This window comes from Viridibacillus soli, assembly GCF_016612995.1.
Taxonomy (GTDB): Bacteria; Bacillota; Bacilli; order Bacillales_A; family Planococcaceae; genus Viridibacillus; species Viridibacillus soli.
The window spans coordinates 22098-38066 of sequence record NZ_JAEOAH010000006.1 but is presented as its reverse complement, the minus strand read 5'-3'; the positions used below and the strand labels follow the sequence as shown (position 1 = coordinate 38066).

The 15969-nt window shown below is 36.3% G+C and carries 13 protein-coding genes; 8 read left to right on the top strand and 5 right to left on the bottom strand.

Annotated elements, in window-relative coordinates; translation table 11 throughout:
• Positions 1–108: 108 nt before the first annotated feature.
• Both JFL43_RS06660 and JFL43_RS06655 read right to left on the bottom strand, forming a co-directional pair.
• Positions 109–1629 carry an acetyl-CoA hydrolase/transferase family protein gene (locus JFL43_RS06660; protein ID WP_100795677.1) on the bottom strand — a complete coding sequence of 507 codons (1521 nt, stop codon included), beginning with the start codon at positions 1627–1629 and terminating at the stop codon, positions 109–111.
• Positions 1630–1859: 230 nt separating this feature from the next.
• Positions 1860–2510, bottom strand: coding sequence for a LytTR family DNA-binding domain-containing protein (locus JFL43_RS06655; RefSeq protein ID WP_100795678.1), 651 nt, complete (start codon positions 2508–2510; stop codon positions 1860–1862).
• Positions 2511–2933: 423 nt separating this feature from the next.
• Here JFL43_RS06655 and JFL43_RS06650 point away from each other — a divergent pair, with 423 nt between their 5' ends.
• The 4 genes from JFL43_RS06650 (at position 2934) to JFL43_RS06635 (ending at position 5821) form a co-directional block, all read left to right on the top strand.
• Positions 2934–3719: an AraC family transcriptional regulator gene (locus JFL43_RS06650; protein ID WP_200748388.1), complete on the top strand. Its 786-nt coding sequence runs from the start codon at positions 2934–2936 to the stop codon at positions 3717–3719.
• Positions 3720–3811: 92 nt separating this feature from the next.
• Positions 3812–4576, top strand: coding sequence for a membrane protein insertase YidC (yidC, locus tag JFL43_RS06645; protein ID WP_234447635.1), 765 nt, complete (start codon positions 3812–3814; stop codon positions 4574–4576).
• A gap of 53 nt (positions 4577–4629) precedes the next feature.
• Complete coding sequence (locus JFL43_RS06640; RefSeq protein ID WP_100795680.1) at positions 4630–4875, top strand: hypothetical protein; 246 nt, start codon at positions 4630–4632, stop codon at positions 4873–4875.
• 175 nt (positions 4876–5050) lie between these two features.
• Entirely contained in the window at positions 5051–5821 is a 771-nt protein-coding gene (locus JFL43_RS06635; protein ID WP_325166645.1) for a M15 family metallopeptidase, read from the top strand.
• A gap of 51 nt (positions 5822–5872) precedes the next feature.
• Here JFL43_RS06635 and cls read toward each other — a convergent pair whose 3' ends face one another.
• Positions 5873–7327 carry a cardiolipin synthase gene (cls, locus tag JFL43_RS06630; protein WP_100795682.1) on the bottom strand — a complete coding sequence of 485 codons (1455 nt, stop codon included), beginning with the start codon at positions 7325–7327 and terminating at the stop codon, positions 5873–5875.
• A gap of 251 nt (positions 7328–7578) precedes the next feature.
• Between cls and JFL43_RS06625 the strand changes: the two genes are divergently transcribed.
• From JFL43_RS06625 to JFL43_RS06615, 3 genes are all read left to right on the top strand, one after another.
• The gene (locus JFL43_RS06625) at positions 7579–8904 is read left to right on the top strand and encodes an L-cystine transporter (RefSeq protein ID WP_100798098.1); all 1326 of its coding nucleotides are present in this window, start codon (positions 7579–7581) and stop codon (positions 8902–8904) included.
• Between the two features lie 139 nt (positions 8905–9043).
• Positions 9044–10042, top strand: coding sequence for a DUF4097 family beta strand repeat-containing protein (locus JFL43_RS06620; RefSeq protein ID WP_200748387.1), 999 nt, complete (start codon positions 9044–9046; stop codon positions 10040–10042).
• Positions 10043–10197: 155 nt separating this feature from the next.
• Positions 10198–11769, top strand: a complete 1572-nt coding sequence (locus JFL43_RS06615; protein WP_200748386.1) for an aminotransferase class V-fold PLP-dependent enzyme — start codon at positions 10198–10200, stop codon at positions 11767–11769.
• A 262-nt stretch (positions 11770–12031) separates the two neighbouring features.
• Here the strand turns inward: JFL43_RS06615 and JFL43_RS06610 are convergent, their stop codons facing one another.
• Positions 12032–13261, bottom strand: coding sequence for a helix-turn-helix domain-containing protein (locus JFL43_RS06610; protein WP_200748385.1), 1230 nt, complete (start codon positions 13259–13261; stop codon positions 12032–12034).
• 149 nt (positions 13262–13410) lie between these two features.
• Between JFL43_RS06610 and JFL43_RS06605 the strand changes: the two genes are divergently transcribed.
• A complete protein-coding gene (locus tag JFL43_RS06605; protein WP_200748384.1) occupies positions 13411–14715 on the top strand; it encodes an MFS transporter in 1305 nt (434 codons plus the stop codon).
• Positions 14716–14735: 20 nt separating this feature from the next.
• Here the strand turns inward: JFL43_RS06605 and JFL43_RS06600 are convergent, their stop codons facing one another.
• Complete coding sequence (locus JFL43_RS06600; protein WP_200748383.1) at positions 14736–15899, bottom strand: MFS transporter; 1164 nt, start codon at positions 15897–15899, stop codon at positions 14736–14738.
• Positions 15900–15969 lie beyond the last annotated feature (70 nt).

Sequence of the window (15969 nt, the reverse complement as noted above, 5' to 3'; positions counted from 1 at the left end):
ATCGTAAGAAATTTGCGATTGGCTTTATTTATATTCGTGTTTATGAGTGGTGAAAAAAAGACTGCCAAATATTTGGCAGTCTCACATTATTACGCTTTCAGAGCTGAATTATTTTACGTCTTCAGTTTCTGGTGCTAGCATTTGACCGTATTTAGCAAGGTTAGTGTGGAATTCGAAAGCTTTTTCCAATACGTGTGGAGTTTGCCCACCGCGTGCTGAAGCTTCTTCTACATATGCATTTAAAGCATCTTTGAATTTAGGGTGTGCACAGTTTTCAATAATTACTGCAGAACGTTCACGTGGAGCAAGTCCGCGTAAATCAGCATAACCTTGTTCAGTTACAATTACGTCAACGTCATGTTCAGTATGGTCAACGTGAGGTACGAATGGTACTACTGAAGAAATTTTGCCACCTTTAGCGTAGGATTTTGTAACGAAGATAGCAACTCGTGAGTTACGTGTAAAGTCTCCAGATCCTCCGATACCATTCATCATTTTAGTACCGCTTACGTGAGTTGAGTTTACGTTTCCGTAGATATCAAGCTCAAGGGCAGTATTGATCGCGATTAACCCCATACGACGAATAAGTTCAGGGTGGTTAGAAATTTCTTGTGGACGTAGTACTACTTTATCTTTGTATTTTTCTAAATTGTGATAAACAGAATCCATTTTCTCTTGAGAAAGTGTTGTAGAGCATCCACTAGCAAATTTTACTTTTCCAGCGTCGATTAAATCGAATACAGCATCTTGTAATACTTCAGAGTAAACTTCTAAGTCTTTGAACTCAGAATCTAACATACCGTGAAGTACAGCGTTTGCTACTGAACCAACGCCGGATTGCATCGGAGCAAGTTCTTCTGTTAAACGTCCTTCTTTGATTTCGTTACGTAGGAAGTCAAGTAAGTGAGAAGCGATTTGGTCTGTTTCAGCATCTGGTGGTACAATTGCAGATTCGGAGTCTTCTTGGTTTGTAATGACAATACCAGCAACTTTATCAAGGTCTAAAGGAATACCGATTGTACCAATACGATCAGAAGCATTTAACAATGGAATTGGTCCACGTTCTCCTTGGTTTCCAGGAACGTAGATATCGTGCATACCTTCAAGTGCTGGATAAGAAGCAAGGTTTAACTCGATAATTACTTTGTCTGCAGTTGAAACGAAGATTGGTGAGTTACCAACAGAAGTTGTTGGGATCAAAAGACCATCTTCAGTAATTGCTACTGCTTCAATGATTGCTATGTCTACGCCTTTCATAGCGCCTTGGCGTAAGTACTCAGCTGTAATAGATAAATGTTGGTCAATATAGTACATGTCACCTTTGTTGATATGTCCACGCATTGCGCTATCAGATTGGAAAGGTACACGTTTACCAATAATACCTGCATCAGACATGATTGTATCTATATCAGAACCTAGAGAAGCTCCTGTATATACATCAACTTTGAACTTTTCATTTTTAGAGCGTTCAACTAAAGCCATTGGTACAGCTTTTGCATCTCCTGAACGAGTGAAGCCACTTAGTCCAAGTGCCATACCATCTTTAACTAGAGCTGCAGCCTCCTGTGCTGTAATTACCTTTTTAGCAAGTTCTGCATGACGAAGTCTTTCCTCGATTTTTACTGTCATTACTATCATCCTCTCTGCTTAATGAATACTTTCGAATCATTATTACATAAAATTGCTACTTCAAAATGGTAGCTTGGAATGAAAAAATATACCTAATTTTTATATTATCATCGAATTGTCACATTTGCTTGGAAAAAGCATGAAAAGGCTTAAAAAACGCGTAAAAGAGAAGAAAAGCGCGCAAAAGAGAAAAAGCCTGTCTTGAGAGACAGGCTTTTTCAAATATTAGTTTAAAATCCTAGTGAACGACGGAAATAACTTGCGTAACGTTGGCTTACAGGAATTCTTGTACCATCTTTCATAATTAATAGGAAGGTTGAATGAGAATCTGGTTGGATTTCTTCAATATAATCGATATTAACAATGTATGAACGGTGACAACGAATGAAAGAGTCTGGAGATAAGAATAACTCAAGATCACTTAAATTCAATCGGTGATAGCCCTCTTTGTGCATTGTTTTCACAAAAGTTTTGCGAAGTTGAGTTTCTAAATAGATAACTTCCTTATGTTTGACGGGATACCAGCAGTCATCAATTTTAATCGTAATATAATTTGTAAGGAAAGGTGAAGGTTTTTGCGGGAAAATAGCTGTGATAGCACCTTTTGTTTCCCCTTCTTCCATTAATGGAATACTCATTCCATAGTAAGGAACACCGAATACTTCAGGTTCAATAAATGAATTGATTTTTTGGCCATAATGAAGAGCTTTGTGTGTTGCTGAACCTTCAGGGATTTGATCACCTGGTTTGATTTTTAAATCAACTTTTTTGCTTGGCTGATAATATAAGTATTCTTCAGTGTCTGAAATAACGATTGAAGTGTTATCAGGGAAAAACTCCTTAATAATCTGTATCAATTCCTCAATAGATCGTGGATCCATTAATCCATACCTCGTTTCTTTCCATTCTTAAGTACTTTCCTAACATTCTACTATAGTTTAAAGTCAAATTTAAGTAAAGAAAATGATTCGAATACTTAGACATTAGTGAATGTGACAAATACGAAACAAAATATGCATATTTTAGGAATTCAATACTATAGTTTTGGATAGGAGTTGATAGGGTATTGTAGCACCTCTTCCGATACAAATAGCTTAAATTACCTTTAATTTCTATCTATGTATAAAATTTATAGAATTCAAATATTTAAACTGTAAAATATGTGAGAATAACGACCTAGATTATCTTTTTTTACATTTTTTGCTTAGAAAGGTATAAAACTATTTTCATATTACCAATTTCGTTATATAGTTAACTAAAGTCTATTATAAAACATGCGTATATTGTAGAAAGATGGGGAGTTTATGCTACAACACCAATATTCTATTTCAGAAGCTATTTCAAAGAGGTATTTCCAAGAGATTGAAACAATGAATCGTTATGATGGTATTGAAAAATTTTTTGAGATTGAATCCCAATTGTTGAGAGAAATTTATCAGCTTGATGCTGAAGCATCTAAGGAATCATTGCGCCGTTTAATCGACATTTTATCAGAGCGGTCTGGGAAGCACTTTTTCAGAACAATTCGCCACTATTTTGTCATACTATCGTCAGTCGTCACAAGAAGACTTATTGAAAATCAGGCACCATCTAAAAAGGCATTTGCCTTTAATGTTGCATGCGTTGAAATGATTGATCAACGTATGAATGACGCAGAATTTTTACAGTTTGCAGATGATTTAATAGAGTTCTATATTTATGTAATCTCTGAAAGAAAACAACCTTCTTACAAGCATCAAACCGTTAATAAGGTAATAATGTTTATTGATGATGAGGTGGAGACAGACTTATCTGTAGAAGATATTGCTTTGTACTTTACAATTAGTACGAGCCATCTGTCGCGTATCTTTAAGGAGCATGTGGGGATTACGTTAGTAGAGTATTTGAACGTGAGACGTGTCGAGGAATCGCAGTATTATTTAAGACATACAAACAAAAGTATTTCGAATATTTCAGAGCAATTCCATTTCTGTAATCAAAGCTATTACACACGTATTTTCAAAAAGTATGTGGGACTGACACCGAAGCACTTTAAGGATCAAGCAAATCATGATTACTTTCGTTTTCAATTACCAGACAGAAATATTTGAAAATAAGGATTGTTAACCCCTTCTTTAATTTGATATGTACTATATATTTAAGGTATACTTCACTATAGTTTGAGAAAATGTAGGTGAAAAAATTGAAGAAGAAACTTGGGTTACTCTCAATGCTTGGTTTAGTGTCATTTGTGCTAGCTGGCTGTGATTCAGTGAAAAACAAAGAAGGCTTTTTTTATAGTTTGTTCGTAAAACCAATGGAAATTGGTTTGGATTTCTTTGGGAATACGTTATTTGCAGATAGTTACGGATTAGCGATTATTTTGATTACGGTTCTTATTCGTCTTATCTTAATGCCTTTTATGCTTAAAAACTATAAACAGCAACAAGGTATGAAGTCGAAAATGGATAAGTTAAAACCTGAAATGGATGCTATCCAAAAGAAATTAAAAGAAGCAAAAACGAAAGAAGAACAAACAGTATTGCAACAAGAAATGATGGGCTTATATCGTAAGCATGGTGTCAATCCTTTGAATATGGGTTGTTTACCAGTGGTGATTCAAATGCCGGTCATTATGGGTCTGTACTATGCAATCCTTTATTCAGGAGAGGTTCAAGGGCATCAGTTCTTATGGTTTAGTTTAGGTAAACCAGATATTATTATGACTTTGATTGCCGGGGCGATTTACTTCGTTCAAGCGCAAGTTTCATTATGGACGGTTCCTGAACAACAAAAATCGCAGATGAAGTTGATGATGTATATTTCACCAATTATGATCATGTTCATTTCATACACTAGTATGGCGGCATTACCGCTATATTGGTCTGTCAGTGGTGCGATTTTAATATTCCAAACATATCTTGGTCGTAAGTTCTATTCCGAACATCCGGAAAAAGCAGCAGAATAGTTGTACAATGATCGGGGCCAATAGTGTCCCGATTTTTTTGGAGGGAAAATACGTTGAACGTAAAAAACATTACCGGTGTACTTGTAGGTGTTACGAGTATACTTGCGCTATATTTCATCATAAAGCAGAATTTTAACGTAGCAATACTGTTCATTACGCTAATGTTTACGGTGACAAATACTTTTAGAGCAAAGGATTTTAAAGACAAGGGGTATGAAAAAGAGGCTAAATGGATGAGGGGGATGGCAATCTTCTTCGGCATCGCTACATTAGCTATTTTAGTCGTAAACTTCATGTAACCTCTTACTACCAAAAACGATATCTTGCATATGCCAGGTATCGTTTTTATTGTTAGATGAAACATTCTAATAATAAGAACGTCTATATAAATGACGAATTGGAAATTGATGATTCAATAGAATTATGATTAAAATAGTCAAAAACGAACAAAAGAAGGATAAGGAATGATTTAATGTGAGTAAAAATAACTATTGTGAGTTTCCATTTAAAATGATGGCTTCATTTGCTGTTTTTGCATTAATAATGTCAGGTTGTGGAAATGGTGACACTAAAAAAACAGAAGATCAATCATCAAAAACAGCTGAAACATCTCAAAATAATGCAACGGCACAAGAGGATTTAACAACAAAGAATACAGAGAAAAATGAAGAAGTAACACGTGATGCAGGAGGATACATTGTAGACCAAGAGTTACCTAAAGAAGCAACTTATATAAATGATCTTTTAATAGCTAGCAAAAAATATCCATTACCTGCCGATTTTGCGCCAGGTGAATCAGACGAAGCACGAGCAGCTTTTGAAGAATTAAAAGCAGCAGCTTTGCTTGATGGCTTTACATTGAGTGCATTTAGCACATACCGTTCTTACGACCGCCAAGTAGAGCTCTATGCTAATTATGTAAACAGAGATGGCCGAGAGGCGGCGGATACGTATAGTGCTCGTCCAGGTTATTCTGAACACCAAACAGGATTGGCGTTTGATATTGGTGAAGTAGGGAATGAGCAATATTTTGCAGATAATGGCTTTGCAACAACAGCAGCAGGAAAGTGGCTTGCAAAAAATGCCCATACGTATGGTTTTGTAATGCGCTACCCTAAAGGCAAAGAAGATATTACAGGCTATATGCATGAATCATGGCATTTCCGCTATGTAGGTAAGGATATTGCTACAGATATTTATAAAAACAACAGTACGTTGGAAGAATATTTAGAAATCGGAAAATAGTATACTAGAAAACAGGAAAGCCTTCTGAGAAAACTCAGAAGGCTTTTTTATCTACAAAATAGGTGATAGTAAGCGTGATACGGATTCTTTCATCTTAATAATGCGAGAACGGTTGGCATATTTTTCGGGTGTCAATTCAGTGCATAGCAGCATATCTTGTTCAAATAATTCAGCTAATTGATGGGAAGTGTTGCGATCATAGATGAAGGCATTTACTTCGAAATTCAGTTTGAAGCTACGGAAATCTATATTTGCTGTACCAACTGTAGATGCTTCATCATCTATGACAATCATCTTCGTGTGCAAGAAGCCATTTTCATAAATATAAATTTTTGCTCCTGCTCGAATTAGTTCGCCAACATTAAAATAAGTTGCCCAGTAAACAAACATATGATCAGGTTTATTGGGAATCATAATACGTACATCTATACCAGATAAGGATGCTATTCTCACAGCATCCATAAAGCTATCATCAGGAATGAAGTAAGGTGTTTGAATATAAACGTATTTTTTTGCCATACCAATTAGTTTTAAATAGCCGTTTTTAATTTGCTCCCATTCTGAATCAGGTCCGCTTGAAACGATTTGTAAACCCACTTCACCTTTACGAGCAAACGTTGGGAAGTAACGGTCAGAGTATTCAATGTCTCGTTTATCAGAAGCTTGATTCCAGTCTAGAATGAAGCGCGTTTGTAATGGGTGCACAGAGCTTCCTTCAATACGTAAATGTGTATCGCGCCAGTAGCCGAACTTTTTATTTAACCCGAGATATTCATCACCAACATTGAATCCGCCTATGTATCCCGTTCTGCCATCAATAATAACAAGTTTACGGTGATTTCGGTAATTCATACGAGGATTAATAAGTGGCAAAATGGAAGGAAAGAATACTTCAACCTCACCGCCAACTTCTGTTAAACCCTTGAAATGTTTTTTATGTACACCTCTTGAACCCATTTCATCATATAGTAATCGTACTTTGATACCTTGCTTTGCTTTTTTGATTAAAGCATTTAAAATATGTGTTCCTAAATTGTCTAATTTGAAAATATAGTATTGAATATGGATATGATCCTTTGCTGCTTCAATATCTTTTAGGAGGGCTTTGAATTTCTCCGCACCATCAGAATATATTTTCACCGCATTATCTTGCGTTAATACAGCGTGATTATTACTTAAATGCATATAGATAAGATCTTTATAATGAGAGGCATCATCTAGGCGATATTCAAATGTGCCATCTTCAATTGCTTCCATTTGATAATCGATTAATTTTTCAATCCCAATTTTCTTACGTCCTTCCCAGCGGAAAAGATGCTTTTTACGTAGTTGGCGACCTAACAATAGATATAAGAAAAAACCTACGACCGGTAAGAAGAATAGGACTAATATCCAAGCCCATATAGAGGATGGTTCACGTCGTTCTAAAAATATAATGGGGATTGCTAACAAGATGTTCAGCGATAAGATGACGGAGACAATAATAGAGAAAAACGCTACAGCCATACATTACACCTTCTTCCATTATTTATTTCCTTCAGTATATCTTATATATCCAAAAGAAAGAAGAATGTAGCAGGTTTTGAGAAACTTTCAGTAAAACCTACTTGACCTATAGGATTTAATAGTTTAAGGTAATCAATATATTAATTACTATCATCATATGGATTTATTCACTAGGAGGATTTACTTTGAGTATTTTATTGACATCACTCAATGTTGTAGTACTTTTACTACTCATTGGTTTATTAGTTATTATGCATCGCAAACATGTATCGTTTTCTAAAAGGGTATTTGCTGGTTTAGGTCTAGGTATTGTATATGGATTGATTTTGCATTTTGCGTATGGAGTTGATGCAAAAGTTTTAACGGATTCAGTTGGTTGGTTTAGTATCATCGGATCAGGTTATGTGAAATTGCTTCAAATGGTTGCTATGCCATTAGTGTTTATCTCGATTCTTTCAGCATTTACGAAAATCATTATCGGCAAAAATTTTGGTAAGATGGCATCACTTATTTTATTCATTTTAGTTGGTACGACAGCAATTGCGGCAGCAGTTGGTATTACTTCAGCAGTTGGTTTCCAATTAGATGCGTCACAAATTGTTCAAGGTGATGCAGAAATGCAACGCGGTGCAGATATCGCTGCAAAATCCGTCGATATGGGTGAAAAAACATTACCACAACAAATTTTAGATTTATTTCCTGCTAATCCTTTCTTAGATTTAACAGGGGCACGTTCTTCTTCGACAATTGCAGTTGTTATTTTCTCTGCATTCTTAGGTTTTGCGTATTTAGCAGTTCGACGTAAAGATGAAAAGACAGCAGATACAATTAAAATAGGAATTGATGCGATTTATGCTTTAGTAATGGGCGTTGTGAAAATTGTATTACGTTTAACGCCATTTGGTATTTTGGCTATTATGGCAGCTACAGTTGCAACATCTGACTTTAACGCAATTTACAATATGGGTAAATTTGTGATCGCATCTTATGTAGCATTAATTGTCATGTTCATCGTTCAATTAATCATTTTGACAGCATCAGGATTAAATCCAATTACTTATGTAAAAAAAACGGCAACAACATTATTATTTGCCTTCACTTCACGTTCTAGTGCAGGGGCATTACCACTTAATATTCAAACACAAACAAATCGCTTAGGTGTTTCAGAAGGAATCGCAAACTTCTCTGGTTCATTTGGTTTATCAATCGGTCAAAATGGTTGTGCAGGTATTTATCCAGCGATGTTAGCAGTTATGATCGCACCAAGCGTAGGGATTAATCCACTAGAGCCATCATTCATCCTAACATTGATTGCAGTAGTCGCAATTAGTTCATTCGGTGTAGCAGGTGTTGGTGGCGGTGCAACATTCGCAGCTATTATTGTATTATCTGCGATGGATTTACCTATAGCTCTTGCTGGTGTATTAATCTCAGTCGAACCATTAATTGATATGGGTCGTACAGCGTTGAATGTAAGTGGTTCAATGACAGCTGGTGTAGCAACAGCACGTGTGACAGGTGAGTTAGATAGAGATGTCTACAACGCTGAAACAACGCAAGAATTAACTGAAATCTAATGTAATCAAAGAAAGTCTGTTCCGTTGTAATTTGGAGCAGGCTTTTTTATGTCTAGGGATCCTTTTCAAATAGGTCTCAGGTCCGATATGGCATAACTTGCTTTTTGTTATAGTAAATATAAGGAAATGAGGTGCTGTAATGAAAAAATTACTAGTAAGTATATTTTTATTGGCGATTATAATTATAAGTGGCTTTAATTTTTTTACAGGAATGAAAATGAAAGATGCATTAATCGAGAAGAAGATTGCGGTAAAGGACGTTGATACGGTCGAAATATTAAGCTCGTCAATTGATATTAAAGTCGTTGAAGGTTCAGGGGATGAAGCGGTCTTTACTTTATCAGGGAAAACGAGTTCAAATTTAGCGAGGAAAATATCTTTGGATGTAAAGAAAAGTGGTCATTCAATCGTCGTTAATACGAAATTTAAAAGAACAATATCGTTTTTTAATTTTAACAAAGGCTCTGTTCACTTAAAAGTGGCGTTGCCAAAAGCTGCATATGAGAAAATATCCGTGAATACCTCGTCAGGTGATGTGGCGTATGTAGATGTTGCTGTGAAAGATTTGACTATCCAAACAGCTTCTGGAGATATTGCAGGCCGGAATATTACTGCAGATGATGACGTTGAATTAACTAGTTCTAGTGGAGATATAATCGTCCAAGATATGAAAATGAAGAACATCATAATGGATGCAACTTCAGGAGATATTACAGGTCAAAGTATTACTGTAGATGGTGACGCAAAATTAACTAGTTCTAGTGGAGATATAAGCACTCAGGATTTGCGAGCAAAGAGAATAGAAATGAATACTACTTCAGGAGATGTGGCAGCAGATTATTTAGCTGGAGAAATTAATGCTAAAACAAGCTCTGGAGATATTGCAGTGTTATTAGATACAGCTGACGAACATATAACACTTAGTACCTCTAGTGGAGATGCCACATTTGTATTGAAAAACAAGTCGGATAATTTAGGTGTTGATTTTAGGAGCAATTCTGGAGATGGAACCGTAATATATTCCGGAATGACTTTTAAAGAGAAAAAAGATCATAGGATTATAGGTGGAATCGGTAGTGGAAATCCATTAGTAAAATGCCAAACAAGTTCAGGAGATTTTGAATTAATTGCACAATAAAATAAAATAGGAAATTCCCTCCTTTTTTTCATAGCCATTTAGCTATAAAATGAGAGTAGTAGAAAATATTCCTGTTTTGTATGCCTGTAGCATAAATATGGAAACTTCTATTAGAACATTTCGTTATTATAGTAAAACGTAAAAGGGGCTTTTCTATGTATTGGTGTAAAGTTGCGCAAACAGAATATGAATTTGATGAAATCGCCAAACTTAACTACGAAACATTCGTAGAAGAAATTCCTCAGCATAAGCCAGACCCAAGTGGACGACGTGTCGATGCTTTTCATCACGAAAATATGTACTTAATTGTGCTAAAGGATGAAGAGCTTGTCGGAATGGTTGCTTTTCGTAATCATCGGCCTTTCTCTTTAGATAAAAAGATTGGCCCGGTGGAGAAGTTATTACCTGCGGATGCGCTATTAGGGCAGCTTTGCGAGGTGCGCTTGCTAGCTGTTAAAAAGGAGCATCGTAACGGTCGTGTGTTTTTTATGCTAACACGAGCGTTAATTGACTATGCTTATGAGAACGGCTATGGCGCGGCAGTCATTTCAGGTACTGTGCGCGAAGAAAAATTGTATATGCAAATGGGTTTTGAAGCATTTTCAGAACCAGTCGGGGTAGAGGACGCAAGATTTATCCCGATGGTGTTAACGACAGAGCGTTACGAAAAATCGTTAGCAGGTCGTTTTAAACAAAGACGTTATTCCTTCTATCCGGGGCCAGTAAAATTAGTAGAGGATATCCAATCGCCCTTACTAAAAACGCCTGTATCTCATCGTTCCTATTCTTTTTCAAGAACGATTGAGCAAGTGCGCAGTAATCTTGAAGCACTAAGTGGAGCAAAGTATGCACATATGCTTTTAGGGAGCGGTACATTGGCGAATGAGGCTATGATCGCTCAACTTACAAAGCTCTCTGGAAAAGGTTTAATCGTTACAAATGGTGCTTTTGGTGAGCGTTTGCAGCAGCAGGCGAAACGTTGGAACTTAGAACATGAATGGCTATGCTATGATTGGGGACAATCTTTTAATGAGTCAGAATTAGAAAGTATGTTAAAACAATCTGATTATGAGTGGTTGTTAATAGCTCATGGTGAGACATCTACCGGTATGTTAAATAATTTAGATATGGTGCAAAATTTATGCGATGCATATAATGTGAAACTTTGCATGGATTGTGTCAGCTCTTTTGGGACATATCGTTTTTCAATGAAGAAGGTATTTTTGGCAACAGCAGTTAGTGGTAAGGCAGTGGGCACAATGAGTGGTATTGCTGTTGTATTTTCAAATCATGTTATTGCAAAAAGTGAGCAACTTCCAACGTATATTGATTTAGGCAATTATTCTAATCATCATATTCCATTTACGTATCCAGCGCAGTTGATGGAGAGTTTTAACAATGCGCTATTAGCCTATACTGAAGGAAATCGCTATGACTTATTGCAAGCACGGTATGAAAAATTACAACAAGCAGTTACTGATGGTGACTTCACTTTCTTAACGACTGAAGGCTATCCAATGATTGTCACGTTGAAGGCAGATGAATCACTAACGAATATGGCAGATGCCGCTTCAATGAATGGCTTCCATTTACATTATGAAAGCACCTATTTAAAAGAGCGCGGCTGGGTACAAATCTCAATCATCCAACCAGATTTTGATGAAGCATGGGGACGATTTAAGAAGTGGTATAGTAAATATAAAGAATATGGGAGAATTAAATGCTGAAGCGGCCCGTTTAATCCCGACAAGCACTATAGCTCTCGAATCAAAAGCATCACTTCAGCTAGACTGCTCCGCGCTTTTTAAGTGTGGAGCAGTGGATTCGAGTATAGCAATGCATTATCTATGGTAAAAATATCCGTTATGAGCGTAAAATCAAGTTGAACGAGCGTAATTCTTTGCTGAACGAGCATAAAAGTTCGAAAGTTGAGCGTAAACTTAAAAGAAAACAGAAATAACCTCAAATTCTCAAAAAAAGCAGATGGAGCTAACGCCCATCTGCTTTCTTTTTTAACTTTTCGTATGTGTCATTAATAAATCGCTTATAAGGTGTATCGATAAAAGGCTCGACTAAATCTACGCCTATTTTTGCTTCTTCTAATGCCTGCGCTAATTGCCCTTGTTGCTCATAGCACAAAGCTTTATAAGCATATAATTCATTTTGCATAGATAAATCATATGGGTGATGAATGTAATTAGGAAACCCATCGATTTGTTCAAATGCTTCAAGTGCTTGAGTATAACGCTTCATCCCGAACAATGATTTACCTTTTTCAATGTAGTAAAAGGCCATTGTTTTAGTTGCTTCGCCTTCATCGAAGTCGTAGTATTGCTCCGCAAACTCATTTCCTTTTTCATAGTCTTTTACAAAACTGTTATAGTAATGAGCTTGCGTGAAAAGGATAAAGCCTTTTGTTGTAACATCATCTGTGAAATCCGCATATTGATAGAGCTTTTTAAAATAATATTGTAAGTCTTGTTCATTACCATCCATCATTGCCTTGAATGCGGCTAATCGATACAGATCATCTATGCGATAGAAAATCCGTGTTTCTTTCGACAGTTTTATTGCTTCGTCCATGACTCCAAAACCGTCTTCGTCCATACCAACTGCTAAATATTCAACTGCGACCCTATAAAGTAAGTCGAGGTTAGTTAGAGTATCGATTACATAGTGATTCAATTCTATTTCTTTTTTTACTGCTAGTAATATATCTAGCGCCTCTTTGTAATTATGTCTAACAAATTCCGTAGATGATTTTTTTATATAAGCACGTAGCCAATCATTCATTAAGTTCATTTGCTTAAACATTTGAATAGCTCTTTTTAGTGGTTCTTCCCAACCGGCCTTATCTACATCATGTTTTGCATCAGCATAGAACACTAGTAGTTGTCCAGCTTCGTAGCTAACGGGGAGTCGGTCTACATAAGGCTCGATTAGTTCTAATCTTTCACGTTGGGGATCAATTGTTTTTAATAGCTTAGGGACCGTGATACTTTTTACTTTCTCAAGTAACTCACGCAACTCAGATGCGCTGACTTCTTCCAATAATTCACTTATTTCAACTCCGAGCTGTTCTGCAATATATGCCAAGCTATCCATAGAAGGATTGGCTTTATCATTTTCAATTAGGCTAAGCATACCTTTTGTTAAGCGATCGCCTGCTAGCTCTGCTAATGTAAGCTTTCGCTCTTTGCGGATTTTACGTATACGCATTCCAAGAGTCTCCATACAGACACCTCACTATTTTTTATTTTGTTTAACTATATTAAACTTTAGCTTGCAATGGAAGTCAAGTGCATGTTATTATTTGTTTAATTACATTAAACATTTAAATTAAATTAAACTAAAGGTGGAGATGGCAAGTGGATGAGGCTTTAAAATTAAAGAAAGCGACTTATCATTTATGGACTTTTACGATTAGTAAAATGATTTCTACATTGGGTTCCAATGTATTAACGTTTGGTATTAGTTTATACATTTTGGCGATGACGGGATCAGCGACTTCTTTTGCCGTGAATATGATTTGTTCCATTATTCCAAGGACTTTGTTAGCACCAGTCGCAGGTATGATGGCAGATAAATATTCGAAGAAACACATCATATTAATCGCTCAAGCATGTACCGTATTAACTATGGGTGGACTCCTTACGTATGCATCTATATTCGGGATGTCAGTAACAGCAATCTATATTACAACAGCAATTTATTCAATTACATCAACATTTACCGGCATTACTTTTTCTTCTTCTATTGCAAATTTAGTCGATGGAGAACGTTTGCAAAAGGCGACTTCATTTAATCAAGCTTCATTGTCTGTAGCGGCAATTGGTGGTCCTGCATTAGGTGGGATGATGTATGGTTTTGTTTCGATAGAAGTATTCTTAATGATTCATATGGCTGCTTACGCTACAGCTTTTTTACTCGAAGCAACAATGGATTTTAAATTGTATACAAAAAAAGAAGATAAAGGTGAAGAAGATAAAGAGAGCTTTTTGCAAAGTTTTAAAGAAGGATTTAGATATTTAAAAACAAAGCGTGTCGTCTCAATTATTATATGGGTAGCGCTATGGATTAACTTCTTCTTCTCGGCTTTGAACGTGGGTGGAACTTATGTGTTAGTTGAATTATTACATGTGAATTCACGACATTTCGGAATTATTGAGGCATCAGGTGCAGTTGGGATGCTTATAGCTTCTATTTATTTTGCGACAAGAAAGCAAGTAAAGTATCCGTTATTATTTTCAAAACGATTTATATTGTTAATGGCCATATCATTGGGTTTAATGACTATTCCACTTTGGATAGAGTTCCCGTATATTTGGATAGTTATTTTCTATATAACTATTTTTATAAGCTTTTCAGTATTTGCTGTATTTACGAATACACCAATTGGCGTCATGATGCAAACGGAAGTAGAGGAAGAATATCGTGGCAGAGCATTCGGTATTCTAGAAACAATGGCGGGGGCGATGATGCCAATTGGAACGCTGCTGTTTGGGTTATTATTTGATAAATTCCCGGCGCAGTGGATCTTACTCGGCTCAAGTAGTATTCTTATTGTTATTACGCTTTATATGCTAAGATCTTCTGTATTAAAAGAAGCATATCCGGAGCTAGCAAAAGAAACAAAGTCTATAAAATTGACAGAAAAAATCCAGCATCCTTAATGGCTGCTGGATTTTCGTTGTTACTCTGTAATACGTAATGATTTTTTGTTTGATTTGAAAAGCAGGATGACTAGAATACTTGCTATCGCTAGTGAAGCAGAGATGAAATAGGTTAAGTTCACTTGCATCGTGAGTATCCAAGTGAAGAATAGAGGTCCGATAATACGCCCCATATTATCTAGTGAATATGTGATGCCAGCCGCTGTCCCGTATTTACCGCCAGATTCTTTTGATGTTAACGAAACGGTTAATGTTCTTGCTAAAGCATTACCTGCTGTGAAGACACATAGTGCAAAACCTGCAAATGCAAGGCTTGTTGTGAATGGAAACAGTAATAAGCCAATTGCTGTAATGATTTGCGCGATCGTTAACCATTTTGCTTCAGTCCCGTCTTTAATACGACGGACAAGACCCCCTTGGACTAGGAAATCAACAAATCCGCTGAATAAGAAAAGTGATCCAAGTTGAGCTGAGGTGATGTTGATTTTATCCATTTGAAATAATTGCAAAGTAGATTCAATACCAGCAAGTAAGAATGTCACGACGAATGAGAATAGGAATAAGTAACGCACGCGATATTTGAAAAGGGTAGAGGCCCCTTTTGGAACGATTGCGCGTTTATTTGCTTCGCCGAGGCGTTCAGGTTCAACTAATACAATGCTTGCATAAATGAACAATAGGAAGATTAAGATGGCTGAAGCTGTAAATGGCAAACTTAAGCTATAATGACCAAGTAATCCCCCGATAGCTGGCCCGAAGATGAAACCTAGACCGATTGACATTCCCATGAAACCCATGTACTTATTGCGGTTTTCTTCTGTAGACATATCACCTATAAAGCCTGTAACAGCTGTATAAAGTGCCCCAGAGAATAATCCACCAACAATTCTTGAAAAATAAAGCATTGATAGTGAATCGATAAAGAGTGAAATTAATAAGAAACTAGTGCAGAAACCAAGAAGTCCAATTAAGATTAATTTTTTACGGCCTATTTTATCAGATAAGATCCCCCAAAGAGGTGCTGTAAAGAAGCTTGCTAAAGAATAAACGGTTAATAATCCCCCTACATGCATTTTGTTGAAGCCTTGTTGAACGACAACTTCGGGCAAAATAGGAATGATTAAACCAAACCCTAAATAAACGAAAAACTGCACGGACATTAATAATAGAATGGATTTTTTCATATAATCCCCGCTTTCTATAACCATCAGTAAGTTCATTCTACCGCTGTATAAAAGTAGAAACAACTATCAG

Coding starts and splice junctions, on each gene's coding strand:
- cls (WP_100795682.1), bottom strand. CDS start 7,327: ATGGCTGTAGCGTTTTTCTCTATTATTGTCTCCGTCATCTTATCGCTG.
- JFL43_RS06655 (WP_100795678.1), bottom strand. CDS start 2,510: ATGGATCCACGATCTATTGAGGAATTGATACAGATTATTAAGGAGTTT.
- JFL43_RS06600 (WP_200748383.1), bottom strand. CDS start 15,899: ATGAAAAAATCCATTCTATTATTAATGTCCGTGCAGTTTTTCGTTTAT.
- JFL43_RS06610 (WP_200748385.1), bottom strand. CDS start 13,261: ATGCGTATACGTAAAATCCGCAAAGAGCGAAAGCTTACATTAGCAGAG.
- JFL43_RS06615 (WP_200748386.1), top strand. CDS start 10,198: ATGTATTGGTGTAAAGTTGCGCAAACAGAATATGAATTTGATGAAATC.
- JFL43_RS06620 (WP_200748387.1), top strand. CDS start 9,044: ATGAAAAAATTACTAGTAAGTATATTTTTATTGGCGATTATAATTATA.
- JFL43_RS06650 (WP_200748388.1), top strand. CDS start 2,934: ATGCTACAACACCAATATTCTATTTCAGAAGCTATTTCAAAGAGGTAT.
- JFL43_RS06660 (WP_100795677.1), bottom strand. CDS start 1,629: ATGACAGTAAAAATCGAGGAAAGACTTCGTCATGCAGAACTTGCTAAA.
- JFL43_RS06625 (WP_100798098.1), top strand. CDS start 7,579: ATGCATCGCAAACATGTATCGTTTTCTAAAAGGGTATTTGCTGGTTTA.